Below are 25,084 nucleotides of genomic sequence, written 5' to 3'. Positions count from 1 at the left end.
CGCGCCGACAGGCTCGGGGCATGACAGCGACTCAGACGGCGCCGGTCCCCCCGGCGCTCCAGCACGACGACGCGGTCCGCGTGCGCGGGCTGGTCAAGCGGTACGGCGGCCGCGCGGTGGTCGACGGCGTCGACCTCGACGTCCGGCGGGGCGAGGTGTTCGCGCTGCTCGGGCCCAACGGCGCCGGGAAGACGACGACCGTCGAGATCCTGGAGGGCGTGCGCCGGCGCGACGGCGGGGACGTCGCCGTCCTCGGCGCGGACCCGGCGCACGCGGGACGGGCCTGGCGCGACCGCATCGGCGTGGTCGGCCAGTCCACCGGGGCGGGCAACGCGCTCACCGTGCGCGAGACCCTCGACCACTTCGCCCGCTACCACGCGGCGCCGCTGCCGACCGGGGAGCTGCTGGCCGACGTCGGGCTGGCCGACGCCGCGCGGCAGCGGGTGACCGCGCTGTCGGGCGGGCAGCGCCGGCGGCTGGAGGTGGCGCTCGGCGTGCAGGGCCGGCCCGAGCTGCTGTTCCTCGACGAGCCGACCACCGGCATGGACCCGGTGGCCCGCCGGCAGTTCTGGGCCCTGGTCGAGGGGCTGCGCGACCGCGGCACGACCGTGCTGCTCACCACCCATTACCTCGACGAGGCCGCGCACCTGGCCGACCGGGTCGGCGTCATCAGCGCCGGGCGGCTGGTGGACGTCGCTCCGCCGGCCGAGCTGGGCGGCGCCCTGCGCGCCGAGGCGACGGTGGCCTGGACCGAGGACGGCGCGCCGCGGTCGGTGGCCACCGCCGAGCCGGCCGCCGTCCTGCGCGACCTGCTCGCCGCGCACCCCGCCGGGGAGGTCCCCGGACTGACCGTCACCCGCCCCGGCCTGGAGGACGTCTACCTCCGCCTGGTCGCCACCGCGCAGGAGGACCCCCGATGACCGCCACCGTCGTCCCCGCCGTCCCCGCCACGCTCCCCGCGCCGCCGTCGGCGCTGTCCATCGGGCTGGCCCGCATCGGCCTGGAGCTGCGGCTGTTCGCCCGCGATCCCGGCCAGGTCGCGTTCTCCTTCGCCTACCCGGTGATCATGCTGGTGATCTTCGGCTCGGTCTTCGGCGACGAGGAGGTCGTCCCCGGCGTCGGCTTCCGGCAGTACTTCCTCGCCGGGATCGCCGCCACCGGCGTCATGCTCACCAGCTTCCAGGCGGTGGGCACCGCGGTGACCGAGGAGCGCGACCGCGGTGACCTCGCCCGGCTGCAGACGCTGGGGACCCCCGCGCTGGCCTACGGGATCGGGAAGGCGGGGCAGGTCGTGGTCACGACGGTCGCCCAGCTCGCCGTCCTGCTGGCCGTGGCCGCGTACGCCTACGACGTGCCGCTGCCCACCGAGGCCTCGCGCTGGCTGACCTTCGCCTGGGTCGTGGTCCTGGGCATCCTGGCCGGCACGGTCCTCGGCCTGGCGGTCGCGTCGGTGATCGGCAGCGCCCGCTCGGCGTCGGCCGGGATCCCCGCGTTCGCCGTCGTCCTGCAGTTCCTCTCCGGGGTGTTCTTCATCGACTCGGACCTGCCCCGGTGGATGGACCAGGTCGCGGCGCTCTTCCCGCTGAAGTGGATGGTGCAGGGCATGCGCTCGGTGTTCCTGCCCGACTCGGCCGCCGTGGCCGAGCAGGCCGGCAGATGGGAGCACGGGACCACTGCCCTGGTGCTGGCCGCATGGGTGATCATCGGCGCCGTGGTGTGCGCCAGGACCTTCCGCTGGCGCCGGGCCGCATGAGCCTGACGCGCCGGCTGGTCGCCGTCGTCGTCCCTCCCGGGGACGACGGCGGCGATCCGCTGCCCGAGCGCGGGTGGAACGCGACGGTCGTCGGGATGCACCTGGTCTCCGCCGCCGTCTGGGGCCTCGCGGTGCTGTCGACGCTGGTCGGGGACGCCGTGGACGCCGGCCGGCGGGCGTCCGCGCTGCTGGTCCTGGGCGCGCTCGCCGTCGCCTACGCCGTCCTCGGCGTGCCGGCGATCCGGTCGGGCGCCCCCCGGCGGGCCGTGCCGTACCTGCTGGTGCTGGTCACGTCGTTCGCGCTGCTGGGCTGGCTGGCACCCGGCCTGCTGTTCCTGCTCTTCCTCGCCTATCCGCACGTGTGGTTCGCCGTGCAGGGAACGCTCACCGGCATCTCCTGGACGCTGCTGCTCGGGCTCGCCAGCGCCGCGGGCCCGGTGCTCAGCGCCGCCTCCTCCCGCGACCCCGGCGACGTGCTGCTGGAGACGGGCATCGGGATCGGGTTCAGCCTGGCGCTGGGAGTCTGGGTCAGCCGGGTGCTGCACGAGAGCGCGCAGCGGGCGTCGCTGATCGCACAGCTGGAGGCGACGCGCTCGGAGCTCGCCGCCGCCGAGCACGAGCGCGGCGTCCTGGCCGAGCGGGAGCGGCTGGCGCAGGAGGTGCACGACACCCTGGCGCAGGGCTACACGTCGATCGTCGTGCTGTCGCAGACCGCCGCGGCGCTGGTCGCCGCCGACCCCGGTGCCGCGCGGGAGAAGCTGGCGGTCATCGAGGAGGTCGCGCGCGACAACCTGGCCGAGGCGCGGGCGGTGGTGGCGGCGTTCCGGCCGGTGGCGCTGGACGGCTCGACGCTGGTGGAGGCGCTGCGGCAGCTGGCCGGGCGGTTCGCCCGCGAGACCGGGCTGGAGGTGCGGGTGGACACCGCAGCACTCGACGGCATGGCCCTCGACGGCGCGCCGGGCCTGCGCACCGACGAGGAGGTCGTGCTGCTGCGCGGGGCGCAGGAGGCGCTGACCAACGTCCGCCGGCACGCGGGCGCGTCGGCGGTGGTGCTGCGGCTGGCGCGGGTGGGCGGGCAGGTGTCGGTGCACGTGGAGGACGACGGCGTGGGCTTCGACCCCGCGGCGGTGCGCGGCGCGGGCCTCGAGGGGCTGCGCGGGCGGGTGGCCCAGGTCGGCGGCGAGGTCGACGTCGCCTCGGCGCCGGGGGCGGGCACCCGGGTGACCGTGCGGGTGCCGGGCCCGTGACGCGGGTGCTGGTGGTCGACGACCACCCGGTGGTGCGCGGGGGGCTGGTCGGCTGGCTGGCCGCGCAGGAGGACCTCGAGGTGGTGGGCGAGGCCGGCGACGGCCAGGAGGCGCTGGCGCTGGTCGCCGCGACGCGGCCCGACGTCGTCCTCATGGACCTGCGGATGCCGCGGATGGACGGCGTGACGGCGATCGAGCGGCTGGCCGTCTCGCACCCCGCCGTCCGGGTGCTGGTGCTGACCACCTACGACACCGACGCCGACATCGTGCGCGCCGTCGCGGCCGGGGCGACGGGCTACCTGCTCAAGGACGCCCCGCTGCCGCAGCTCGCCGACGCCGTGCGCGCCGCCGCGCGCGGGGAGACCGTGCTCGCGCCGCCGGTGGCCGCCCGGCTCGTCTCGCGCATGCGGGCGCCGGCGGCCGAGGAGCCGACGGCGCGGGAGCTGGAGGTGCTCGGCGGGGTGGCGCGCGGGCTGACCAACGCCGAGATCGGCCGCGAGCTGTTCATCGGCGAGGCCACCGTGAAGACCCACCTGCTGCGGGTGTTCGCCAAGCTCGGCGTCGACGACCGCACGCGCGCGGTGATGGTCGCCGTCGAGCGCGGCCTGCTCCCCGGCCCCGGCACCCGCTGAGCCCTCGTAGCGCTGTCCGCTCACGCACCCCTCGCCCGGTGCGCCCCTGTAGTGCTGTCGGCTCGTCACCCGGCGGCGTCGAGGAGGGCCTGGCCGGCGTCGCTGCGCCAGTAGAGGACCTCGCGCCCCGACCGGCGGCGCTCGAGCAGGCCGGCGTCGAGCAGCACCCGCAGGTGCCCGCCGACGCTGCCCAGCGGCAGGCCGGTGCCGGCGACCAGCGCGGTGGTGCTGCGCGGGGCGTCGAGCGCGGCGAGCACGCGGGCCCGGGCGCGGCCGAGGAGGCGCACCAGCGGCTCCGGCAGGGGGGCCGGGTCGGCCAGGAGCGCGCCGGTGACCGGGTAGACGACGGCGAAGGTGTGCGGCAGCCGCCAGCTCACCCAGCTGCCGCGGCTGTGCGCGGCGATGAACAGCAGGTCGCGGCCGCGGATGTCGCGCGGCGGGTACGGGTGCGGGTTCACCTGCAGCCGGCCGTTCGCCAGCCAGCGGACCCCGGAGGCGAGGCCGTCGATCGCGCCGGACCAGCCCTCGCTGCTGAGCCGGGCGGTGCGGGCGACGACGTCGGCGCGCAGCACGCGGCGCCGGCGCGGCCACTCGTCGCGGATGGTGTGCGCCCAGGTCCAGCGCAGCAGGCCGGCGGCCGTGCGGGCGAGGCCGGTGGCCGACAGCTCGGCCGGGAGCGGTCCGGTGGCCACCTCGAGGTCGGCGCGGACGGCGTCGTCGTCGAGGGACTCCAGGTAGGTCAGCTCCTCGTCGAGCGTCAGGTCGGGCGCCGTGGGCGGGACGGTCAGGAAGTCGGCGGTCCACGTGCGGCCGAAGGCGGCGCGGAGCAGCGCGGCGCCGACGGGGTCGGTGTCGAGGCGCTCCCGCAGCGCCGCGGCGTGCGCGTCGCGCCACGGGCGGTGCCACGGCGGGACCTGGGCGGAGAGGAGCATCCGGAGCCCGGCCAGCGTCTCGGTCAGCTGCGAGGTGCCGAAGCGGGCGCGTGCCATCACGTCGGCGTCGACGACGAACTCGCCCACCTTTCGACGGCAGACGAAACGGTGGGTGCCGGGGCCGCCGCGACGGACGGTCGGCACGTGCTCACCTACCGGGCGCTGTTCGCCCTCCCCGCGTTCCGCGCGCTGTGGACCGGCAGTGCGCTCACCACGGTGGCCTCGACGACGTCGTCGCTGGCCCTGGCCACGCTCGTGCACCGGCAGACCGGCTCGGCGCTGCTCACGGCGGTGGCGATGTCCGGCCCCTCGATCGCACAGGCCCTCGGCGCCGTCACGCTGATGTCGGCCGCCGACGCGAGCCCGCCGCGGCGCACGCTCGTGCTCGTCGGGGCGGTGTCCACGGCGGCGCTGGCCCTGCAGGTGCTGCCCGGCCTCGGCCCCGCGCCGCGGCTGCTGCTCGTCGTCGGCACCGCGTACGTCGTGGCGGTCGGGTCCGGGGTGCGGTGGGGGCTGCTGTCGGAGCTCGTGCCGCCCGGGGCGTACCCGCTGGCCCGGTCGACGGTGAACGCGGCCAACGGCGCGTTCCAGGTGGCAGGGTTCGCGGCCGGCGGCCTGCTGCTGACCGTCCTGACCACGACGCAGGTGTTCGCGCTGGCCGCCGCGGTGTCCGCCGTCGCGGTGGGCGTGCTGCGGTTCGGGCTGGCCGAGCGGCCGCCGCGGCGCAGCGGGCGGGCCGGGGTGGCCGAGACGCTGCGCGGCAACCGGCTGCTGCTGTCCCGGCGGGAGACGCGCACGCTGCTGGTGGCGCTCTGCGTCCCGAACGGGCTGGTGGTCGGGTGCGAGGCGCTGTTCGTGCCGTACGCGGGGGAGCGCGGCGGCTGGCTGCTCGCGGCCGGGGCGGTCGGGATGCTGACCGGCGACCTCGTGGTCGGGCGGTTCCTGACCCCGGCGCAGCGGCGGCGGTCGAACACGGTGCTGCGGCTGCTGCTGGCCGCGCCGCTCGTCCTGTTCGCGCTGGGGCCGTCGGTGCCGGTGGCCGCCGTCCTGGTGGCGCTCGCGTCGGCCGGGTACGCGGCGGGGCTGGCGCAACAGGAGTGGCTGGTCGCGCTGACGCCGGCCGGGCTGCGCGGGCAGGTGCTGGGGTTCGAGTCGGCGGCGCGGATGACCGGGCAGGGGGTCTTCGCGGTGCTGGCCGGGGCGCTGGGCGACGCGCTGACGCCGGGGGGCGCGGTGACGGTGCTCGCGACGGGGTCGCTGGCGGTGTCCCTGGTGCTGGCGCCGGGGTTGCGCCGGGCGGCCCACCGGGCGGACGACCCGGCCCGGACCACGTGAGGTCCGCCGGGCGGTGACGCGGGTCACACCTGGCTACGCTCGCCTGACACCCGGCCGGACGGGAGGGGGCGCCATGGACGCCGGCGTCGACACGCTGCAGAAGGCGCTGCAGATCAACCTGGACCCGCGCTGGTACGGGACCATCGCGGAGATCGGGGCCGGGCAGGAGGTCGCCCGCTGGTTCTTCCGCGCGGGCGGCGCGGCGGGCACCGTGGCCAAGTCGATGTCGGCCTACGACATGGCGGTCAGCGACGCCGTCTACGGCAAGTCCGACCGCTACGTGTCGAAGGGCCGCCTGCAGGCGATGCTCGACCGCGAGTTCCAGCTCGACGTCGACCGGCTCGGTGACCAGCGCGGCGACGAGACGTCCTTCTTCGCCTTCGCCGACACGGTCGTGGCCCGCAGCTACCGCGGGGGCAACGAGTGCCACGGCTGGATGGGCGTGAAGTTCCAGGCGCACCCGCGCGACGAACCCAGCCAGGTCGTGGTCCACGTGCGGATGCTCGACGACGAGGCGCCGCAGCAGCAGGAGGCACTCGGTGTGGTCGGCGTCAACCTGCTGCACGGCGCCTTCTTCCAGCACCACGAACCCGAGCGCCTCGTGGAGAGCCTGCTCGACCGGCTGACCACCGGTCGGATCGAGATCGACCTGATCGAGATGAGCGGCATCGAGTTCCGGATGGTCGACAACCGGGTGATGGCGCTCAAGCTCGTGCAGGTCGGGCTCTCCGGCGCGGCGATGTTCGGCCCGGACCGGCGGGTGCTGCAGCCCAGCGAGGCGCTGCGCAAGAAGGCGATCCTGGTGGAGCGCGGCAGCTTCCGGCCGCCCACGGTCGTCAACATCGACATGCTCGAGGCGGCCCGGGCCGCGTTCGAGCGGGACCCGGCGGTCGAGGGGCGCGAGGTCGTCGCGCTCACCGAGCTGACGATGGCCAACCTGCGCGCCGGCGGGGACGTCGTCGACCGGCGGGACTTCCTCGCCCGGGCCGACCTGCTGGCCGCCTGCGGCCTGCCCGTGCTGATCTCGGACTTCCTGGCCTACCACCGGCTGGCGGCCTACCTGGCCTGGCGCACCGACGGGCGGATCGGGATGGTCATGGGACTGCCCAGCCTCCTCGAGCTGTTCGACGAGGCCAAGCACGCCGAGCTGCCCGGCGGCATCCTGGAGAGCTTCGGCCGCCTGTTCAAGAACGACCTGCGGCTGTTCGTCTACCCGATGCTGCGCGACGGTCAGGTGGTCGGCGTCGACACCGTCGAGGTGGCCGAGCAGCTGCGGCCGCTGTTCGACTACCTGAACCGGCGGGGCAGCTTCGTCGGGCTCGACCACCGGCCCGAGTACCTGCCGATCCTCAGCCGGGACGTGCTCCGGCGGATCCCGACCGAGGACACGGGCTGGGAGTCGATGGTGCCGCCGGAGGTCTCCGCGCTGATCCGGAAGCGCGGCTTCTTCGGCTACGACCGGGCGCGCTGAGTCAGGCGGTCCGCACCCGGGCCGCGGGAGCGGAGGCGAGTGCCCGGTCGACGAGCGCGAGCAGCCGCCGGCTGACCTCGGGACGGCGCTCCATCTGCACCATGTGCCCGGCGCCGGGGTAGACGGCGAGCTCGGCCGTGGGCAGCGCGTCGGCGAGCGCGCGGCTGTGCTCGACGGGGCAGAGCCGGTCGGCGTCGCCGACGGCGATCAGCACCGGCACCTCGGTCAGCGCCTCGAGTGCCTGGAGCCGGTCGTGGTCGGAGAAGGTGGGTAGGAAGGCGGCCACCGTCTCGGCCGTGGTGCCGCGGTGCACCTCGATCGCCGCCTGCACGTCCGCCGGGTCGGCGGCCCCGCTGAAGATCAGCCACATGGCGGCCGTGCCGACCGCGCGCGCCCTGCCGGCCAGTTCGGCCTTCACGGCCCGCTCGTTGAGCACCGGCAGCAGCTTCTTGACCACGCGGGCCAGCGGCGCCGGCATCCCGTAGGTGACGGCGTCGAGCCCTCCGGAGCTGGTGCCCACGAAGGCCACGCCGACCACGCGGTCGCCGAAGAGCTCGGGGCGCTGCTCGGCCAGGGCCATGAGCGTCATGCCGCCCATCGAGTGGCCGCCGAGGACCACCGGCCCGTCGGGGGCCACCGCGTCGAGCACCCGGGCCAGGTCGCGGCCGAGCTGCTCGATGGTGGCCCGGTCCCGCGGCGTCGGGCCGGAGGCGCCGTGCCCGCGGTGGTCGTAGGTGACCACCGCCAGGTCGGGCCGGGCCTCCACCAGGTCGCGGACCTGACCGGCCCACAGCCGCGAGGACTGCACGTAGCCGTGGGCGAGGACGACGGTCGCGGTGGGCTGCTCCGCGCCGAACTCCTCGACGTGCAGGTCGATGCCGTCCTCGGTGGTCACCGTGCGGACACGGCCCTGCGGCAGGGGAGCCGGCTGCGGGGCCGGGGTCGTCGTGCGGCCGGCGGCCCGGCGGCGGACGGCGACGGCACCGGCCGCGACGGCGACGGCACCGGCGGCGGCGAGCGAACGGGTGCGCATGGGGAGGGGACTCCAGGGCGGGGAGGGGATCAGCGAGGGGGGATCAGGCGGGGACGGGGACTCGGGGGCTGAGCGCAGCTCGTACGCGGAGGCGTCGAACCGCCGGAGCTCCCGGATGAAGGTGAAGGTGTGCGTCGGCCACAGCGTGAAGTTGCGGCCCTGCTCGTCGCGGTACCAGGACCGGCAGCCGCCGGCGTTCCACACGGTGCCGGTGAGCTCGGCCTGCATCCGGGCGTTCCAGGCGTCCTGGGCGGAGCGGCGGACCTCCAGTGCGCCGGCGCCGGTCTCCTGCATCCGCTCCAGCGCCGCGACGACGTAGCGGATCTGCGCCTCGATCATGATCACGACGGAGGTGTGGCCGAGCACCGTGTTCGGCCCGAGCAGCAGGAACAGGTTGGGGAAGCCCGCCACGGTGGTGCCGCGGTGGGCCTGGATGCCGTCGCGGACCCACTCCGCGTGCAGCGTGCGTCCCTCGCGGCCGGTGAGCCGGTGGCCGAGCGGGATGTCCATGACCCGGAAGCCGGTGCCGTAGACGACGACGTCGACCTCGTGCTCGGTCCCGTCGGCGTCGACCACCGAGTGCGGCCGGACCTCGGCCACCGGCGAGGCGACCACCTCGACGTTCGGCTGCGTCAGGGAGCGCAGGTAGTCGTCGCTGACGATCACCCGCTTGCAGCCGATGGCGTAGCCGGGGGTGAGCTTCGCGCGCAGCTCCGGGTCGGGCACCTGGTGCTCGAGGAAGGCGAGCGCCTGCTCCTCGAACAGGCCGCGCAGCCGGCCGCCGCCGATGAACGCCCGCAGCCGGGCCTCGCGGCTCAGGTACTGGCCGCCCCGGGCGAGCTTCAGGAAGCCCGGCACGCGCGCCATCCGCCGGTGCTCCCGCTCGGTGTAGGCGCGGTCCTGGCGCGGGATCACCCACGGCGGCGTCCGCTGGAAGACGACGACCTTCGCCGCCACCTCCTGCAGCTCCGGCACGAACTGCGCGGCCGAGGCGCCGGTGCCCACGACGGCGACCCGCTTCCCGGTGAGGTCGACCGAGTGGTCCCACCGGGCGGAGTGGAACGACGGGCCCCGGAACGTCTCGATGCCGGGCACCTCCGGCAGGTGCGGCTCGACCAGCCCGCCGGCGCCGCTCACCACGACGTCGGCGGTGAGGCTGCCGCGCGAGGTCTCCAGGTGCCAGACCAGCGCGTCGTCGTCCCACCGGCCGGAGACGACGTCGGTGCCGCAGTGCAGGTGCGGCAGCACGCCGGAGTCGGTGGCGACCTGCTCCAGGTACTCCTGGATCTCCGGCTGCCGCGAGTAGACGTGCGACCAGTCCTTCTTGGGCGCGAAGGAGAAGGAGTAGAGGTGGCTCGGGACGTCGACGGCCGCGCCCGGGTAGCTGTTGTCCCGCCAGGTCCCGCCGAGGCTGTCGGCCCGCTCGAGGACGACGAAGTCGTCGATCCCGGCCCGCTGCAGGGCGACGGCGGCGCCGATGCCGGAGAAGCCGCTGCCCACGATCGCCACGCGGACGTGCGCGGGGAGCGGGCCGGTGGCGGTGGCGTGCCGCGACGTCGTCGTCAGGGTCACGGGAACCTCCAGGTCTCGATGGTGTGACGAGCGTCGCACGGACCCGCTCCGCACCGGCAGGCACCCGCCGCTCGCCGTCCGCCCCCGCGGGCGCCCCGTAGGCTGGACTCCCGTGAGTCTCACCATCGGGATCGTCGGGCTGCCCAACGTCGGCAAGTCGACGCTGTTCAACGCGCTGACCAAGAACGACGTCCTGGCGGCGAACTACCCCTTCGCCACGATCGAGCCGAACGTCGGCGTCGTCGGGGTGCCCGACGAGCGGCTGGGGAGGCTCGCCGAGCTGTTCGCGTCGCAGAAGGTGGTGCCCGCGACGGTGTCGTTCGTGGACATCGCCGGCATCGTCCGCGGCGCCAGCGAGGGGCAGGGCCTGGGCAACAAGTTCCTCGCCAACATCCGCGAGAGCGACGCGATCTGCCAGGTGATCCGGGTGTTCAGCGACCCCGACGTGGTGCACGTCGAGGGCAAGGTCGACCCGGCCGACGACATCGAGACGATCAACACCGAGCTCGTCCTCGCCGACCTGCAGACGCTGGAGAAGGCCATCCCGCGGCTGGAGAAGGAGTCGCGGAAGGACAAGGAGCGCGCGGCGCTGCTGGCAGCGGCCACCGCCGCGCGGGACGTCCTCGACACGGGGAAGACGCTGTTCGCCGCCGGCGTGGACCCGGCGCCGCTGCGCGAGCTGACGCTGCTGACCACCAAGCCGTTCCTCTACGTCTTCAACGTCGACGCCGACGAGCTGGCCAACGAGTCGCTGGTCACCGAGCTCCGCGAGCTGGTCGCGCCCGCCGAGGCGATCCTGCTCGACGCCAAGACGGAGGCCGAGCTGGCCGAGCTGCCCGCCGAGGAGGCCGCCGAGCTGCTCGCCTCGATCGGGCAGAACGAGCCGGGCCTCGACCAGCTGGCTCGCGTGGGGTTCCGGACGCTGGGTCTGCAGACCTACCTCACCGCCGGCCCCAAGGAGGCGCGCGCCTGGACCATCCCGGTCGGCGCCACCGCCCCGCAGGCCGCCGGCGTCATCCACACGGACTTCCAGCGCGGCTTCATCAAGGCCGAGGTCGTGTCCTATGACCAGCTCATGGAGGCCGGCTCGATGGCCGAGGCGAAGTCCCGCGGCTGGGTGCGCATCGAGGGCAAGGACTACGTCATGGCCGACGGCGACGTCGTGGAGTTCCGCTTCAACGTGTGACCCTCCACGACCGCAGGCCGGGCCCGGGGGAGCGACGTCCTCGACGCCGAGCGCCGGCGACTCGCCGATCCGCAGCCCTCGACCGGCCTGGGCGGCCACCATCGCGCGGTCGCGCGCGGGACCGCTCCCCGGAGTCGCTGGACCTGCTCCACGGTCGACGGGCAGGACCCGTCCACGTCCGTGATCGAGAGGGTCACCCGGACGACCGGAGGCACTGTCCCGGTGGCGGTGCAGCAGGCCGGGCGGCTGCGGACCCGAGCGGGGCTGGATCGGTGCGAGCGCCACGGCTGGCCGGGTGGACCGGGCATGGTCGAGGCGATGCGGCAGACGGTCGCCGAACGGCGGATGGTGCCCGCGTGGGCGTGACCGGTCAACCGGTCATGTAGCGGCAGACCTCGGGTGACAGCTCAGCGCCGTAGCCGTCCCAGCGACCGTGCTGGGCGACGATGGCAAACGGATCGGTGTAACCGGTGAGCATGCGGCCGGCGTTGAGGTGCAGTACGCCCTCGCCCGGTGCCGAGACCTTGTTCTGCAAGCCGGAGAACTGTGTGGTGTCGGCAGCGATGTCGTCGGTGAAGCGCCTGACCACGTGCACGGTGGCGGTCGTCCCGGTGTCCTCGTTGACGAGGGTTCCTCGGACGTCCAGGAAGTAGTGCTCCGTGGCATCAGGGAGGACTCGGACCGACCGCTCGAAGTGCAGATAGGCCACGATCGCATCGTCGCTGCCCGGACAGCTGAACGGGATGGCGAGATCGAACTCCGTCGTGATGCCAGGCGGATCAGCTGCTGCCGGCGTCGCCGGCAACAGCGCGGCAGCCAGTGTCGCAAGGCCCGCCGTGAGCCAGCGGCCGCGCCGGGTCCGAACCCTCCCCGAGCCCTCGGCCGGCGGGATGGGGGCCGTCTGCTGCGTGGGGACCTCATCGAGGCGTACGGCGCGGCTCATGGCGATACCCCTTCCGCGGCAGCCGAGTGGAAGGCCATGGTGGCGAGCCGCCACCGCAGGCAGCAAGGAACCATCGGCACTGCCGCCCTGGGGCCGGTTCGAGGGATCACCGGGACACAGGCGCCGGACCCGGTCGGTCCAGCGACGGCCGGTCAACGGACCCGTTCCACCTCTGCTCCGGCTCACCTCGGCGCTGGTCACGGCTCGTCACGGTGCGCCCCGGGCGCGGGTCGGTCCGGTGCCATCGCCGATGACGGGGCTGGACGGCGTCGTGACCACAGCCTCGACCGTTCGTCCGCTCGACGGACGCCGCTCCCACCCCGCGCCGTCCTCGTCGGGAACGACGGATGTGGCGGCCCGGGAGCAGAGCGCATGGCGGCTGTGGGACGACGGGTCCGGCCGGCGTGCCGAAGCAGGCACGGCCTCCTGGTCCGGCAGCGGGCAGCGGCACCGGGTGACAGGCGGCGATCTGCTCCCGCAGTGCGCCGGCGGCTCCGGGAAGGCCCGGTCCGTGGAGTGCACGGCGGCACCTGCCCTGCCGTACGACATCGGCGGAGCGCGAGGGTCGTGACGGCGGGCCCGCGGCCTGCGGGAGGTCGTGGTCACGTGGTGACGGTCCGGTGACGGCCGGGGCGCAACCTGTCCGAGCGGGCGGTCGCAGGGGCCCGGCGTCGCCGGGTCGTCCGTGTGGATCCGGCCGCAGGGGGCTGCATCCCCACCGTTCCCCGGATTGCGCTGCGCCCTTTCCTGCGTGTCCTGAGAACGAGCAGTCGGAATGGTCGCGAGGGATCTGGACCCGCGCGAGTCCCGAATACGTGTGACGCGAGATCGCATTACCCGCGGGATACCGTCGGCGCCGTTCGACCGGACCCGAGGTGAGCGGAGGCCGGGGTGCGAGCGACCGCAGAAGCCAGCCGGACAGCCGGGTCCCGCAACGCCCAGGTCGCGGTCGGGACCGGACCGGCGGAGGCGCCGGAGGGGTACCCCGGGGCCGAGGACCCGACGGCCGCGGCCGTGCAGGAGTTGCGCCGCGTCGTCCGCGGGCTGCTGCACCTCGGGTCCGGCAGCGAGGGCGGTGTCCTGGTCCAGTTCGACGTCGACGGCCTGAGCTGCAGGGTCGTCGTGCAGGACCAGCCCGTCGAGCGTGCAGGCGTGTCGCTCAGCCCGCGCGAGGCGGAGATCGTCCGCATGGTCGCCCGCGGGTGCACGAACCGGATGATCGCGTCGGTCCTCGACATCAGCGAGTGGACGGTCGGGACCCATCTCCGCCGTGTCTTCACCAAGTTGGACGTGAACTCCCGAGCTGCCATGGTCGCCCGGCTCTTCGCCGACGGCGACCGGCATCCCGTGTCCGAGTGACACGGGAACGCGCGACCCGAGAACGTGTGAATGGGTTGATGCGCGGGTCCTCCCTAGTCTCGGGCAGCCAGGAATGCACGATGGGGGAGGGCCTCATGAGCGTTTCGCAGGACGGCGCGGTCGGTTTCGAGTCACTGGATCCGGAACTGGCGGGCGAGCCCGAGGACGAGTTCGAGGACGAGTTCTTCGGTGAGCCGTCGACGGAGAGCCCGCTGGGGGAGTACGAGGACGAGTTCGAGGACGAGGGCGAGGACTTCCTCGGAGGACTGCTCAAGGGCCTCGGTGGTGCGCTCGGCATGGGCGACGGTGAGTTCGAGGACGAGTTCGAGGGGGAGGACGAGTTCGAGGACGAGGTCCTCGGCGGGGTCCCCGCGGCTCAGGGCGAGTTCGAGGACGAGCAGTTCCTGCCGCTGCTCGCGGCGGCGGCGCCGCTCGCGGCCAAGGCGCTCCCCCTGGCGGCCAAGTTCCTGCCGGGCGCCATGAGCGCCATCAGCGGCCTGTTCGGCCGCCGCCGCCGGCGGGTCCGCCGCCGCGAGGGGGAGTACGAGGGGGAGTACGAGGACGAGCTCGAGTACGAGCTGGAGTACGAGGACGAGTCCCCGGCCGCGCCCATGACGAAGAACGAGGCGATCGCCCAGACGATGGCCGCGGCGGCCGCCCGTACCCCCTCCACCCACGAGGCGGAGGCGCTGATCGGGGCAGCGACGGTCATGATGATCACCCCGCGTGAGCAGGCCGTCCTGCAGCGGCTGGTCCCCGACATCGTGCCCAAGCTGGTGCAGGTCAACAGCATCCTCACCCGCATGGCGCGCCGCCGGCAGGGGACCCAGCCGATCGTCACGATCCTGCCCACGGCGGTGACCCGCGCGACCGTCCGGCCGCTGGTGCGCCGCGCCCGTCGCGGGCAGCCGGTGACCAGGAGCACCGTCGGCCGCGTCGTCCAGACGCAGACCCGCCGTGCCCTGACCCAGCCGGCGGTGGCCGCCCGCGCCGCACAGCGCAACCAGCGGGCCGTCCGCCGCGTGACCCAGCCCCCGCGCGCCCGCCGTGGCGCCCTGACCGGCTGACCAGCCGTCCGAGGAGACGCAGCCATGTCGATCATGATGGAGGACCTCCTGCCGGCCGACGGGGAGCTGGAGTTCTACGGCGACCCCGAGGACGAGTACTTCGGCGATCCCGAGTTCGAGTCGGCGTCGTCCCCGGCGGCCGAGATCCGGCTCATGGAGCACCTGGCGGCCATGGCCGCGCAGACGGAGTCCGAGTCGGAGGCGGAGGCCTTCCTCGGCGCCCTGCCCGCACTCGCGGCCAGGCTCGCCCCCGCGGCGGCCCGGTGGGTCCCCGAGCTGACGAAGCGTGCGGTGCAGGTCGGCCGGCAGCTGTGGAACAGCCCGGCGGCCAGGCCGTACGTCCAGGCGCTCCCGCACGTCGTCCGCCGCACGACGGCCGACGTGGCGGGGCGGTACTCCCGCGGGGCTCCGGTCTCCCTGGACCTCGTGACGCGCCGCTTCGCGCACCACGCCTCCCAGGCGCTGCGCGACCCGCGCCGGCGCCGCCGTGTGGTCCAGCGGGCCCGGCAGGCCGACCAGGCGTGGATCGCCGAGGCGCGGCGGCGGGCCCAGCAGGCCGGTCGCGGAGGGCCGGGTCGCCCGGCGGCCGTCCCGGGCCGCTCGATCGTGGTCAACGGACAGCGCTGGTGCCGGTGCTGAGACGCACCCCACCGGGTCCAGTCAGGGAGCGTGGTCATGAGCGCGCCAGCCGCAGCGGCGACGAAGCGCGGGCCGGGTGGTGACGCCCGCACGTCGCCGCCGCGGCCACCGGCCGTCCTCGCACGGTGGACCAGTGCGCAGGCCCGCAACCTCGAACGCCACGCCCTGGCCCTGCGCCCGTTCACCCGTGAGGAGTTCGGCACGGGACACGCCGCACCCACCCAGGGGCACGTGGAGGCGGTCAACGCGCTCATCACCCGGCTGCGCGAGCCGCTCCTGACGCTCAACCGGCGGGTCGCCGCCATCGCCGCCGGGGCGCAGGCCGACCCGAGCCCCGCCCGGCTGCGGCAACTGGTCACGGCCGGGGAGGTCGCGCACGAGCACGTCCGGGCCGTGGAGCGGGTGTGGGACTTCTACATGGGGTTCTTCGGTCAGCGGCAGGGGAGGTTCGGCGAGTGGCTCCTCGGCTGCGACCGGATCGCCCTCGACTGCTACCAGGACGCCTTCCTGGGGCTCGGCACCGCCAGGTCGGTCCCGCAGCCGGCGCCGATGAGCTGCATGGAGGCCGGCCCCACCCCGGCCACCTTCCGCAGGGACGTCCGCCTGCGGCGGCTGGGCTTCCAGCGCAACCCGTTCCCGCAGATCCAGCTGCCGTACCACCGGCTGGTGAACCCCTGGACGCTCGGGGCGGTCCTCCACGAGGTCAGCCACAACCTGCAGAACGAGCTGGGCCTCGCCCGCGTCGTCCCCGAGACGCTCGAACGCAGGCTGGTGGAGGCGGGGCACCCGCCCGAGGTCGCCCTGGTGTGGCGCCGGTGGAACCGGGAGACCTTCGCCGACCTGTGCGGCCTGCTGCTGGGCGGCCCCGCCGTCGTCGCCTCGCTGATGGACATCCTCGCCCGGGCGCCGGCCAGCGTGTGGACCTACAACCCGACGGCGGTGCACCCGACGCCGTGGCTGCGGCTGTTCATCAGTGCCGAGCTGCTGTCGCGGATGGGGTTCCCCGAGGAGGCCGAGGGATCCCGGCGGGCGTGGCGGCGCGCGTACGGACGTCCCGCGGCCCCCTATCCGAAGGCGATGCTGGAGTCGGCGGACGACGCCGTGCGCCTCGTCGTCGACACCATGTGCTTCCGGCCGTACGAGACGCTCGGACGCCGGTCGCTGGCGCAGGTGATCCGGTTCGCTCCGAAGGAGCAGCAGATGATCGAGGAGGCGGCGGGGCGCCTGGCCCGGGGGATCGACCCGGGCATCCTCCCCGAGCGGTTCCTGATCGGTGCGGCCCGGCTGGCCTTCGACCGCCGGCTGGCCTCACCCGAGGTCGTCACCCGCCACTTCTACCGCGACCTCGCCCGGCGGTGAGCGCGATGACGGTCCCGACCGCGCTCGCCGAGCTCAGCGAGGGCTGCCAGCACCTCCGGGCCGAGCTCCGCTCGCTGGGCCTGACCCTGGGCGAGGACGCGCCGGCGGACCTGTCGGTCGTCGACCGGCTCGGCCGCGCCGTCGACGACCTGGACGGGCGCGCCGAGGAGGCGTACCACAGCACGCTGCTCGCCGCCGAGGCCGCGGAGCGGCTCGACCTGGTCAGTGCCCAGCGCCAGCTCGCCGCCGCGCAGACGGCGCTGACCGTGCTCGCCGACCGTTTCCGGGACGACGTCGTCTCCTACGAGGCGATGGAACCGGTCGTCGCGCTGCGGAACCGCGGGGGCGAGTGGTCGGCCTGGGTGCGGGTGGTGCGGCAGGGGATCGACCGGTGCCGGCCGCGGGTCGCCGCGGTCCAGGAGGCGCAGTGCCGGTGCTGGCAGGAGCTCGCCGACCGCGCTCCGGTGGGGCCGGTCTACGTACACACGCCGGGGAGGACGGCATGAACCAGCCAAACGTGGGTGGCGGTGGCGGGGGCGGTAACCAGGACCTGGTCAAGGCCCTGCGCGAGCTGCTCGCCTACCCGGTACGGACCGTTCCCACGGCGCCTCCGCGTGACCGGGACGACCGCCGCGCCGGTGACCTGAAGGAGTCCGTCGACCAGGCGATCGGCAACGTCCTGGGCTGGCGACGCCGCCCACCGAAGATCGAGGGCGTCGTCTCGGCGCTCGAGCAGGCGTTCGAGCCGTACGAGGAGCACGGGCGGACGCTCTACCGCCACAAGCCCAACATCGCCAGCTTCCACAGCGAACTCGAGGGCGGGGTCGTCGGTGCGCAGGCGAGCCTCCACGTCCGTGCGAAGGAGGCGGTCAACCGGTCGTTGCCCCTCCTGCAGGACCTGAGGGCACTCAAGGAGACGGCGGACGACGACGTCGCAGCAGCGCTCAAGAGCATCATCGAGACGGAGGCCCGGGAGCTGGTCGAGGAGCTGGGCCGTCTCGGCGGCCCGCGTGTCCACCGGGTCAACCAGTTGTGGCGCGTGCTGCTGGGCCCGGTCGTCGTCAGCGGCGGTGACCCCGACTGCGTCGGTGGCCAACTGGGGGAGCTCAGGACGGAGCTCGGCCTGTCCCAGGCCGGCTCGGACAGGACGGTGATCAACGCCGCGGAGGAGCAGCAGCTCACCAGCTTCCGCATCGTCGTCGACGACCTCGTGTCACTGCGTGCCAGTTGGGACCGCGATCAGAAGTTCTTCGGCGGTGCCGACGAGGCTCGCTTCCTCGGCATGCGCCTCGTCGTCCTGGAACGTCGTCTCGCCGTGGTCTCCGGCTCGGTCGGCGAACTCCGCTCGGCCCTCGACTCCGTGCTGCTCGACGCGGACGAACGCCGTACCTTCCGGATCCCCTATCCCGCCGGCGCGACGTCCGGTGAGGGGATCTTCCTGGAGGACCTGATCGACTGGACCGAGGACTTCGCGACCCAGGAAGGCCCACGGCTGGTCAAGGACGGCGGCCGGGTCGCCCTCGACGAAGCCCTGCCGGCGGGAGCCCGTGAGCTACGCCGTCTCACGGAGGCGGCCGCCGTCCTGAGCGGAGGCGGCAACGGGCTGAGGTTCTCCTCGCCGGCGGTCCTGCTGGCGCTCAACGCACTCGAGGAGCAGCTGTTCGACATCGTCCACGAGTCGAGCGGCGCGCCGGCTGAAGGTCTCACGGTCCAGCGAGTGGACGACAAGGACAACCAGATCTCCACGCTCGCGCTCTTCGAGGAGAGCGGGTCCGCCTACCGGAGTGAGCCCCTGCGCCTGGAGGCGGGAGAGCAGTTGCACGTCCGCGTTCATCGTCTGGCCGGCAACAGGTTCTACCCCCGGAAGGCGAAGAGCCCGTTCACGCAGCCGATCGCCCATCCGGGGCGATATGTCGTGGCGTTCGACGCTGAGCGCTCGGCGATCGATCCTGACAACGCCGTCGGGGTGGAGGTCTTCTGATGGCCACGGAAGCGCAGTACCAGGCTCTCCTCGACCGGTTCGCCCAGCTGCGGCAGGAGGCGATCGACCAGCTCGGGGTGGACCTGCTGGACACCCCTCGGCTGGCCGACGCGCTCGTCGGCCAGATCGACGACTACATGCAGCAGGCGGAGGAGGCCGACAAGGCCGCTCCGGTCCCGCCGGACAGCGGCCTGGCCCAGCTGGTCGGGCTCGGCCCCGAGGCAGCGCGGCAGTTCGGGCAGACGCGCATCCCGCACGGTGTCGAGGGCTACGACGAGACGGTCACGTCCGAGCGCATCATCGCGATCGGCGACCTCTACTACATCTACCAGCACGAACGCGTCGGGGTGTTCCGCGTCGTGCGCAAGCTGCGGGAGCTGTTCCGCAACGGCGCCGTCCGGCTGTCGTCGGGACCGGGCGCCTACGGGCTCTACCAGTTCGACCGCCGCGAGGTCCTGCGTGGGACCCGCTACGAGCGGGCCGCCGCCTACCGGCGGGCGTTCGGCTACGGGGTCAAGACGCCCCAGGGCGACGCCCGCCCGAACCGGGAGTTCCACCCGCTGTTCACGCTGTTCAACCGGCACGTCGCCCAGTACTGGCGGGACAAGCGCATCTCGGACGTCATCCGCGACCGGGCCAACGACCCGACGTTCGGCAGCATCGCCGTCGTCCGGCGGGCCGGCCTCGACCTGCGGAACAACCTGAAGTTCGTGTCCTACGGCAACATCAACGTCCTCCGTGTCGAGGTCATGCAACTGCTCGAGGAGGCCTTCCGCATCCTCGACGCCGATGACGTGAAGCGGGTCTTCGGGGCCGACAACGCCTGGGACGTCGTCGAGGAGGTCCTCACGCGCTACTTCCACGAGCCGCTGATGACCTCGCCGCGGCAGCGGATGGCGGTCACCGGCCGCGAGATCCTGCGCTGGCTGGCCCAGCCGCACGTCCTGCAGAGCGGCCGGACCGAGTTCGAGGCGCTGCTGCTGCAGGTCGCGGAGGACTCCGAGGAGTGGCTGACCAGCGCCCAGGCCATCGGCGTGGTCGCCGACCGGGCGGCCCCGCAGGTCACCGCCCTGCCGGTCCACGACCGCCGGCCCCGGCCGGTGACCCCGGTGCGGCCCGGCCGGCGGCGTGACCTGGCACTCGGGTAGGCGGGGGAGAGTCCCGTGCGCCAGCAGTCACTGACAGAGGAAGGGACCGCCCCGCGCGGCGGCGGGAGCGCCGGGACGGCGGGGGTGCCGGGCCGGCGGGACCACTGGTACGCCGCCCGAGCCGACGCGCGGGCCCGGGCGGTACAGCGGGCCCGGGCCCTCGGCCCCGGGTGGACCGTCGTCCACGATCCCCGCCCGCGCCCGCACTACCACCTCGCGCGAGTGGTGCGCGGGCCCGACGGCCGGCTGGGGCGCCGGCGCGTCGGGAGGCGCTTCTTCTACGGCGAGGCCGGTCCTCCCCACGTCCGGCTGGGGGAGGGCGGCCGGGGCGCGGTGCCACCGCTCCCGGCGCCGGCCGTGTCCCCCGAGGCGGACGCTGCCTGGGAGGCGGCCCAGGAGGAGCGGGAGCGCCAAGGCCCCGCCCCGGGCCCGGACCAGCAGCTGCGCACCGCCCTGGCGGAGCGGCGCTGGCCGCAGGCGATCGCCACCGCGATCGCCCTGGGCACGCGCGACGAGAACGCCCTCACCGACCTGGTCTTCTCCGCGGCGCACCCCGAGCGGAGGGGGAGGCCGATCGCCTCCCACGAGCGGTCCCTGGCGCAGGAGTGGAGACGCATCCGGGACACCCTCGTGCGCCCGGCACTGCGCAGGTCGTACTCGCCCGGGTCGGCCGGGCCGCCCGCCGTCGTCCCGGTCGCCCGCTCCACCACCTGGCTGCGCCGGGCCTGGGCCGAGCACCTCGGGGGCAAGACCGTCCCGATGGTCGACCTCCGGCTGTTCGGTCTGCGGCCGACGCCGGTGCACCCGTACACCGTCGACGCCTGGCGCGCGCTGGAGCGCGCGCTCACCGCGACCGGGTACCGGCCGCGCAGCGTGTGGAACTACAACAACCGGCCCATCACCGGCGGATCCGCGCCCTCGCTGCACGCCTACGGCATCGCCACCGACATCGACCCGCCCTGCAACCCCTACCGCCTGACACCGGACCAGCCCGCGGTCCGCTTCTCGGCGGGACCGACCCAGGAGCAGCGGTGCGCCGAGGTGGAGGCGCGCCTCGCCGACACGGCGTTCACACCCGAGCAGGTCCGCGCCGTCGAGGCCATCACGACGGTGGACGGCCTGCAGGCCATCGCCTGGGGCGGGCGGTGGAGGTCGGTCAAGGACGCGATGCACTTCCAGATCAACGTCAGCCCCGACGAGCTGCGCCGCGGGCTGGGCTGACGCATCGTCCGCGCCGGCGGACACCGGAGGGGACCGGCTCGCGTGCCGTGGGATCCGCGCTCCAGTCGACAGGCACCGTCCGAGTGGCTTTACTCACACAGGCAGTCCGGGCCGTGACGAGGCTCTCCACCGACCCAGGGCGGTGACCGGGAAGTGGTGCCCATGTGGTTCCGACACTCTGGAGCAGGCCGCGGCCTCAGGACGCTGGGCGTCCTCACCGCCGCCTTCACGACCGTGGTGGCGTCGGCGACGGCCGCGACCGGCGCGCCGGCGGAGGAGCCGGCGCCACAGCCACCCTCCGGCGTCAGTGAGGAGTACGTCGTCTCCTTCAGCGGCGCCCCGGAGACGGCTGTCGCCCAGATAGAGGCCGCCGGCGGCACGGTCGAGGACGTGACCGAGCAGGTCGGCATCGCGCTGGTCACCTCCACCGACGGGGCGTTCATGGACGACGTGCGCGCGCGCAGCGAGATCCGCGGCGCGGCACGCAACCACGCGGTCGGCACCACGGTCCCCGGCATGCCCCACCGCTACGCCGTGGAGCGACCAAGGGGGGGTTCTGCTGGCCACGGCCACGACCCGTCGCGGAACGGGCAACGCGCCGAGCCGCTGGCGGACCTCCAGTGGGACATGGAGATGATCGGTGCCACGCCCGACGCCGCCCAGCGCACCGCCACGGGCAGGGGTGTGGACGTCGGCATCATCGACACGGGGATCGACGCGAGTCACCCCGACCTCGCCCCGAACTTCGACGGTGAGCGGTCCCGGAACTTCGTCACCGACATCCCCGACATCGACGGCCCGTGCGAGGTCGAGAGCTGCGTCGACCCGGCGGACGTGGACGACGGTGGGCACGGCACCCACGTCGCCGGCATCGTCGCCGCCGACGACAACCGCTTCGGCATCGGCGGCGTCGCCCCGGACGCGACGCTGGTCAACGTGCGCGCCGGGCAGGACTCCGGCTACTTCTTCCTGTACGAGACGGTCCGGGCGCTGGTGTACTCGGGTGACATCGGCCTCGACGTCGTCAACATGAGCTTCTACACCGACCCGTGGCTGTTCAACTGCTCCTCGCGGGAGGAGTACATCGAGGGCACGGTGACCGACGAGGAGCTCGCCCAGCAGCGGCTCGTCCGTGAGTTGGTGCTGGGTGCGGTGGCCTACGCCCACGAGCGCGGGGTCACGCTGGTCGGGTCCGCCGGCAACGAGGCGACGGACCTCGCCGCGCCGACCCGGACGGACGAGACGAGCCCGGACTACCCCCCGGACACCGCCCGGCCGCGCGTCGTGGCCGACACGTGCCTGAACCTGCCCAACGAGGCACCGCAGGTGATCTCGGTGTCGGCCGTCGGCCCGTCGACCACCAAGGCGGACTACTCCAACTACGGGCTGGGCGACATCGAGATCGCCGCCCCGGGTGGCTGGTTCCGCGACTTCGTCGGCACCCCCCGGTTCCAGACGCCGGGGAACCTCGTCCTGTCGTCCTACCCGCTGCACGTGGCGATCGCGGAGGGGCTGGCCGACCCGACGGGCCAGCCGGTCGACGAGTTCTCGATCAACTACTGCGACGACCGGGGCAGGTGCGGTTTCTACACGTACCTCCAGGGCACGTCCATGGCGGCGCCCCACGTCGCGGGGGTCGCAGCCCTCGTCATCGGGGAGAGGGGACGGCCGACCGGTCACGGTGGCCGTGCCCTCGACCCGGCGGTCGTCGCCGCCGTGCTGGCCGCCTCCGCGGAGGACCACGCCTGTCCCGCGGGCGGTGTCGAGGACTACACCGACGAGGGGCGACCCCCCGAGTGGAACGCGGTGTGCGAGGGCACGACGGACGTCAACAGCTTCTACGGCGAGGGGATCGTGGACGCAGTGGCCGCCGTGCGGCGGTGACCCGGCCTGCGGTCGTCACCGCCGGAGGTCGGTCACCTCGCCGAGGCGGCCGAGCTTGTGCGGGTTGCGCATCGCGTACACCCGGGTGATCCGGCCGTCCTCGACGACGAAGGTGATCGCCGTGTCGAACGGGCCACCCGCGTCGACATGCGCCGCGACCGTGCCGTTGATCAGCGGCGTCGCGATCCCCACGCCGGGCGCGAGATCGGCGAAGCGCGCCAGCGCCCGGGCCACCCGCAGCTGACCGGTCACCGGGCGGAGCGCGGCCGGCGCGAGGCCGCCGCTGTCGGCGACCACGACCACGTCGGGCGCGAGCACGTCCATCAGGCCCTGCACGTCGCCGGCGGTCACCGCGGCGAGGAACCGGTCGACGACGCGCTGCTGCTCGGCGCGGCTCACCTCCATCCGCGGGCGGCGCGCGGCCACGTGCTCGCGCGCCCGGTGCGCGATCTGCCGCACCGCGGCACTCGACTTGCCCACCGCCTCGGCGATCTCGTCGAAGGGCACGTCGAACACCTCGTGCAGCACGAGGACCGCGCGCTCGGTCGGCCCCAGCGTCTCGAGCACGGTGAGCACCGCGATCGACACGCTCTCCGCCAGTTCGACGTCGTCGGCCACGTCGGGGCTGGTCAGCAGTGGCTCGGGCAGCCACTCCCCGACGTAGTCCTCCCGCCGGCGAGCCACGGTGCGCAGCCGGTTGAGCGCCTGGCGGGTGACGATCCGCACCAGGTAGGCCCGTGGGTCGCGCACCGCGGCCCGGTCCGCGTCCGCCCACCGCAGCCAGGTCTCCTGCACCACGTCGTCGGCGTCGGCGGCCGAGCCGAGCATCTCGTAGGCGACGGTGAACAGCAGGCCGCGGTGGGCGAGGAACGGGTCGTCGGTCATGCGGAGGCGGCGCCGGCCGACGACGGGGCCGTCAGCGGCGGCAGGCCGCAGGACGCCGAGAACTCCTGCGACCGGATGCCGAGCGCGACGTTGCCCCGCGCGGTCATGTTCATCATCCCGATCCTGGCGGTCAGCTCCACCAGCGCGGGAGCCCCCAGCTCGTCGAGCAGCGCGGCCGACATCTCGTCGGTCACGGCCGGCGGGGTCTGGCTCATCGCCTCGGCGTACTCCATCACCCGTCGCTCCAGCGGGGTGAACGCCGTCGACTCACGCCACCGCGGCACCTCGCGCGCCTTGGCCTCGTCGAGGCCGCGGTGCCGCGTCATGAAGTAGTGCAGGTCCAGGCAGAAGCTGCAGCCGATCGCGGCGGCCGAGGCCATCGCGGCGAACGTCGCCAGGCCGGGGTCCAGCCGGTTCCACGAGTCGACCCTGCGGCCGAAGGCCATCGAGTCCCTGAGGACGGCCGGGTGGTGCCACATCACCCCGGCGCCCTCCGGCACCTGGCCGAACACCCTGCGGCTGATCGTCTTGACGAGGGTCCCGTAGACGCCGGTGATCTCGATCGCGGGGACCCGGGTGCTGCCGGCCATGTCTCCTCCAGGGGTGCGGTGTGTCCGACATGGAGACACCGGCCACCGGCGGGGTGTGACAGGCCCGAGGTGGCGCGCGACCGCCCGGCGAGGGCGGTCGCGCGCCGCGACGGCTACTCGCCCGACTTGGCGGGCGGGATCAGCGGGTCGGGCACCGCGCCGTTCGCCCCGGCGGCGCCGCCCGTGCCCGAGGCCGGCGTCGGCGGGGTCACGACGACGTCGAGCTCCTCGATGACGGCCGCCTCGGCGACGAGCGCCTCGGTGTCGGGGATCCCGGTGCCGACGCCGGCCACCCCGGCGGCTGTCCCGGTGCCGGAGGTCCCGGTGCCGGAGGTCCCGGTGCCGGAGGTCCCGGTGCCGGAGGTCCCGCTGCTGCCCTGACCGCCGCTCTGGCCGCCCGACGCGGCCTCGGTCAGCTTGTCGATGCTGCCCTGCAGGGGAGCCGGGGCGGCGTCCCGGGCCTTCTCGATGGTCTGCTGCACCTCCGGCCGGCCCAGGAAGCCCTGCACGGTCTGCACGATCTGCTGGTACCGGTCCTTGCCGGCGCGCGCACCGAGCACGTACCCGACACCGAAGCCGAGTCCCAACGTCACCTTGCCCATGGCTCTCCTCCGTCTGTCCGTACCGTCCCCGAGCCCGGCGACCGCCGGACCGGGCCCTCCGTGATCTCCAGCTACCCGCCGGGTGGTGCGCCAATCCGCTCCTCGCCGCCGGCTCCGCCGCCCGCCACGGTGCGGCGACCGGGGAACGAGGAGGCGCGGGTGCACGACCGGGTCGGCCGGGCTCCGGCGCCCGCGCGGCGACGGCGGCACGGCCGCGTCCGCGCCGACGGGCCGGTGGTCGTCGG

At 74.3% G+C, this 25,084-nt stretch carries 22 protein-coding genes; 16 read left to right on the top strand and 6 right to left on the bottom strand.

Going from position 1 to position 25,084, the window contains the following annotated elements:
* The first annotated feature begins 20 nt into the window (after positions 1-20).
* The 4 genes from JD79_RS01895 to JD79_RS01880 are packed head-to-tail and all read left to right on the top strand — an operon-like array spanning position 21 to position 3,632.
* Positions 21-920 (top strand): ABC transporter ATP-binding protein, encoded by a 900-nt coding sequence (locus tag JD79_RS01895; RefSeq protein ID WP_110004168.1) that lies wholly within the window; start codon positions 21-23, stop codon positions 918-920.
* Positions 917-1,753 carry an ABC transporter permease gene (locus tag JD79_RS01890; protein ID WP_110004167.1) on the top strand — a complete coding sequence of 279 codons (837 nt, stop codon included), beginning with the start codon at positions 917-919 and terminating at the stop codon, positions 1,751-1,753. The genes JD79_RS01895 and JD79_RS01890 overlap by 4 nt, the downstream gene beginning before the upstream one ends.
* Entirely contained in the window at positions 1,750-3,000 is a 1,251-nt protein-coding gene (locus tag JD79_RS01885) for a sensor histidine kinase (protein ID WP_110007326.1), read from the top strand. Before JD79_RS01890 ends, JD79_RS01885 begins: the two co-directional genes overlap by 4 nt.
* Positions 2,997-3,632 carry a response regulator gene (locus tag JD79_RS01880; RefSeq protein WP_110004166.1) on the top strand — a complete coding sequence of 212 codons (636 nt, stop codon included), beginning with the start codon at positions 2,997-2,999 and terminating at the stop codon, positions 3,630-3,632. The genes JD79_RS01885 and JD79_RS01880 overlap by 4 nt, the downstream gene beginning before the upstream one ends.
* A 65-nt stretch (positions 3,633-3,697) precedes the next feature.
* Here the strand turns inward: JD79_RS01880 and JD79_RS01875 are convergent, their stop codons facing one another.
* Positions 3,698-4,651 carry an ArsR/SmtB family transcription factor gene (locus tag JD79_RS01875; protein ID WP_110004165.1) on the bottom strand — a complete coding sequence of 318 codons (954 nt, stop codon included), beginning with the start codon at positions 4,649-4,651 and terminating at the stop codon, positions 3,698-3,700.
* Positions 4,652-4,708: 57 nt separating this feature from the next.
* On the opposite strand from JD79_RS01875, the gene JD79_RS01870 reads away from it, so the two are divergent.
* Together JD79_RS01870 and JD79_RS01865 are read left to right on the top strand one after the other, a co-directional pair.
* Positions 4,709-5,899 (top strand): MFS transporter, encoded by a 1,191-nt coding sequence (locus JD79_RS01870; protein WP_146220363.1) that lies wholly within the window; start codon positions 4,709-4,711, stop codon positions 5,897-5,899.
* Between the two features lie 73 nt (positions 5,900-5,972).
* Positions 5,973-7,370: a nicotinate-nucleotide adenylyltransferase gene (locus tag JD79_RS01865; RefSeq protein ID WP_110004163.1), complete on the top strand. Its 1,398-nt coding sequence runs from the start codon at positions 5,973-5,975 to the stop codon at positions 7,368-7,370.
* A 1-nt stretch (position 7,371) separates the two neighbouring features.
* Here JD79_RS01865 and JD79_RS01860 read toward each other — a convergent pair whose 3' ends face one another.
* Positions 7,372-9,975, bottom strand: a complete 2,604-nt coding sequence (locus JD79_RS01860; RefSeq protein WP_245899539.1) for an alpha/beta fold hydrolase — start codon at positions 9,973-9,975, stop codon at positions 7,372-7,374.
* A 112-nt stretch (positions 9,976-10,087) separates the two neighbouring features.
* On the opposite strand from JD79_RS01860, the gene ychF reads away from it, so the two are divergent.
* Positions 10,088-11,161, top strand: a complete 1,074-nt coding sequence (gene ychF / locus JD79_RS01855) for a redox-regulated ATPase YchF (protein ID WP_110004161.1) — start codon at positions 10,088-10,090, stop codon at positions 11,159-11,161.
* Positions 11,162-11,531: 370 nt separating this feature from the next.
* Here ychF and JD79_RS01845 read toward each other — a convergent pair whose 3' ends face one another.
* The gene (locus tag JD79_RS01845) at positions 11,532-12,104 is read right to left on the bottom strand and encodes a hypothetical protein (protein ID WP_110004159.1); all 573 of its coding nucleotides are present in this window, start codon (positions 12,102-12,104) and stop codon (positions 11,532-11,534) included.
* An 891-nt stretch (positions 12,105-12,995) separates the two neighbouring features.
* Here JD79_RS01845 and JD79_RS01840 point away from each other — a divergent pair.
* From JD79_RS01840 to JD79_RS01800, 9 genes are all read left to right on the top strand, one after another.
* On the top strand, positions 12,996-13,463 hold the full coding sequence (locus tag JD79_RS01840) for a helix-turn-helix domain-containing protein (protein ID WP_211307824.1): 468 nt from the start codon (positions 12,996-12,998) through the stop codon (positions 13,461-13,463).
* Between the two features lie 95 nt (positions 13,464-13,558).
* Positions 13,559-14,530 (top strand): hypothetical protein, encoded by a 972-nt coding sequence (locus JD79_RS01835; protein WP_110004158.1) that lies wholly within the window; start codon positions 13,559-13,561, stop codon positions 14,528-14,530.
* A gap of 24 nt (positions 14,531-14,554) precedes the next feature.
* Positions 14,555-15,169 carry a hypothetical protein gene (locus JD79_RS01830; protein WP_110004157.1) on the top strand — a complete coding sequence of 205 codons (615 nt, stop codon included), beginning with the start codon at positions 14,555-14,557 and terminating at the stop codon, positions 15,167-15,169.
* A gap of 36 nt (positions 15,170-15,205) precedes the next feature.
* Complete coding sequence (locus JD79_RS01825) at positions 15,206-16,528, top strand: hypothetical protein (protein ID WP_110004156.1); 1,323 nt, start codon at positions 15,206-15,208, stop codon at positions 16,526-16,528.
* A 5-nt stretch (positions 16,529-16,533) separates the two neighbouring features.
* Complete coding sequence (locus tag JD79_RS01820) at positions 16,534-17,034, top strand: hypothetical protein (RefSeq protein ID WP_110004155.1); 501 nt, start codon at positions 16,534-16,536, stop codon at positions 17,032-17,034.
* Positions 17,031-18,509, top strand: a complete 1,479-nt coding sequence (locus tag JD79_RS01815; protein WP_146220362.1) for a hypothetical protein — start codon at positions 17,031-17,033, stop codon at positions 18,507-18,509. Before JD79_RS01820 ends, JD79_RS01815 begins: the two co-directional genes overlap by 4 nt.
* Positions 18,509-19,657, top strand: a complete 1,149-nt coding sequence (locus tag JD79_RS01810) for a hypothetical protein (RefSeq protein WP_110004153.1) — start codon at positions 18,509-18,511, stop codon at positions 19,655-19,657. Before JD79_RS01815 ends, JD79_RS01810 begins: the two co-directional genes overlap by 1 nt.
* A 15-nt stretch (positions 19,658-19,672) precedes the next feature.
* Complete coding sequence (locus JD79_RS24115; RefSeq protein WP_146220361.1) at positions 19,673-20,878, top strand: M15 family metallopeptidase; 1,206 nt, start codon at positions 19,673-19,675, stop codon at positions 20,876-20,878.
* Between the two features lie 162 nt (positions 20,879-21,040).
* On the top strand, positions 21,041-22,762 hold the full coding sequence (locus JD79_RS01800) for a S8 family peptidase (protein WP_110007324.1): 1,722 nt from the start codon (positions 21,041-21,043) through the stop codon (positions 22,760-22,762).
* Between the two features lie 15 nt (positions 22,763-22,777).
* On the opposite strand, the gene JD79_RS01795 is transcribed toward JD79_RS01800, so the two are convergent.
* From JD79_RS01795 to JD79_RS01785, 3 genes are all read right to left on the bottom strand, one after another.
* Positions 22,778-23,647: an RNA polymerase sigma-70 factor gene (locus JD79_RS01795; protein ID WP_110004151.1), complete on the bottom strand. Its 870-nt coding sequence runs from the start codon at positions 23,645-23,647 to the stop codon at positions 22,778-22,780.
* Entirely contained in the window at positions 23,644-24,237 is a 594-nt protein-coding gene (locus JD79_RS01790; RefSeq protein ID WP_110004150.1) for a carboxymuconolactone decarboxylase family protein, read from the bottom strand. The genes JD79_RS01795 and JD79_RS01790 overlap by 4 nt, the downstream gene beginning before the upstream one ends.
* A gap of 113 nt (positions 24,238-24,350) precedes the next feature.
* Positions 24,351-24,839, bottom strand: a complete 489-nt coding sequence (locus JD79_RS01785) for a hypothetical protein (protein ID WP_110004149.1) — start codon at positions 24,837-24,839, stop codon at positions 24,351-24,353.
* Positions 24,840-25,084: the final 245 nt, after the last annotated feature.

Source organism: Geodermatophilus normandii, assembly GCF_003182485.1.
GTDB classification, from domain to species: Bacteria; Actinomycetota; Actinomycetes; order Mycobacteriales; family Geodermatophilaceae; genus Geodermatophilus; species Geodermatophilus normandii.
The sequence above is the reverse complement of the archived record's forward strand: the minus strand, read 5'-3'. Positions and strand labels throughout refer to the sequence as shown.

Bases quoted from the DNA above. Each gene is read 5' to 3' on its own strand.
- JD79_RS01800 (WP_110007324.1), top strand. From the start codon at position 21,041: ATGTGGTTCCGACACTCTGGAGCAGGCCGCGGCCTCAGGACGCTGGGC.
- JD79_RS01785 (WP_110004149.1), bottom strand. From the start codon at position 24,839: ATGGGCAAGGTGACGTTGGGACTCGGCTTCGGTGTCGGGTACGTGCTC.
- JD79_RS01830 (WP_110004157.1), top strand. From the start codon at position 14,555: ATGTCGATCATGATGGAGGACCTCCTGCCGGCCGACGGGGAGCTGGAG.
- JD79_RS01820 (WP_110004155.1), top strand. From the start codon at position 16,534: ATGACGGTCCCGACCGCGCTCGCCGAGCTCAGCGAGGGCTGCCAGCAC.
- JD79_RS01865 (WP_110004163.1), top strand. From the start codon at position 5,973: ATGGACGCCGGCGTCGACACGCTGCAGAAGGCGCTGCAGATCAACCTG.
- JD79_RS01890 (WP_110004167.1), top strand. From the start codon at position 917: ATGACCGCCACCGTCGTCCCCGCCGTCCCCGCCACGCTCCCCGCGCCG.
- JD79_RS01790 (WP_110004150.1), bottom strand. From the start codon at position 24,237: ATGGCCGGCAGCACCCGGGTCCCCGCGATCGAGATCACCGGCGTCTAC.
- JD79_RS01825 (WP_110004156.1), top strand. From the start codon at position 15,206: ATGAGCGCGCCAGCCGCAGCGGCGACGAAGCGCGGGCCGGGTGGTGAC.
- JD79_RS01885 (WP_110007326.1), top strand. From the start codon at position 1,750: ATGAGCCTGACGCGCCGGCTGGTCGCCGTCGTCGTCCCTCCCGGGGAC.
- JD79_RS01895 (WP_110004168.1), top strand. From the start codon at position 21: ATGACAGCGACTCAGACGGCGCCGGTCCCCCCGGCGCTCCAGCACGAC.
- JD79_RS01810 (WP_110004153.1), top strand. From the start codon at position 18,509: ATGGCCACGGAAGCGCAGTACCAGGCTCTCCTCGACCGGTTCGCCCAG.
- JD79_RS01795 (WP_110004151.1), bottom strand. From the start codon at position 23,647: ATGACCGACGACCCGTTCCTCGCCCACCGCGGCCTGCTGTTCACCGTC.
- JD79_RS01815 (WP_146220362.1), top strand. From the start codon at position 17,031: ATGAACCAGCCAAACGTGGGTGGCGGTGGCGGGGGCGGTAACCAGGAC.
- JD79_RS01845 (WP_110004159.1), bottom strand. From the start codon at position 12,104: ATGAGCCGCGCCGTACGCCTCGATGAGGTCCCCACGCAGCAGACGGCC.
- JD79_RS01835 (WP_110004158.1), top strand. From the start codon at position 13,559: ATGAGCGTTTCGCAGGACGGCGCGGTCGGTTTCGAGTCACTGGATCCG.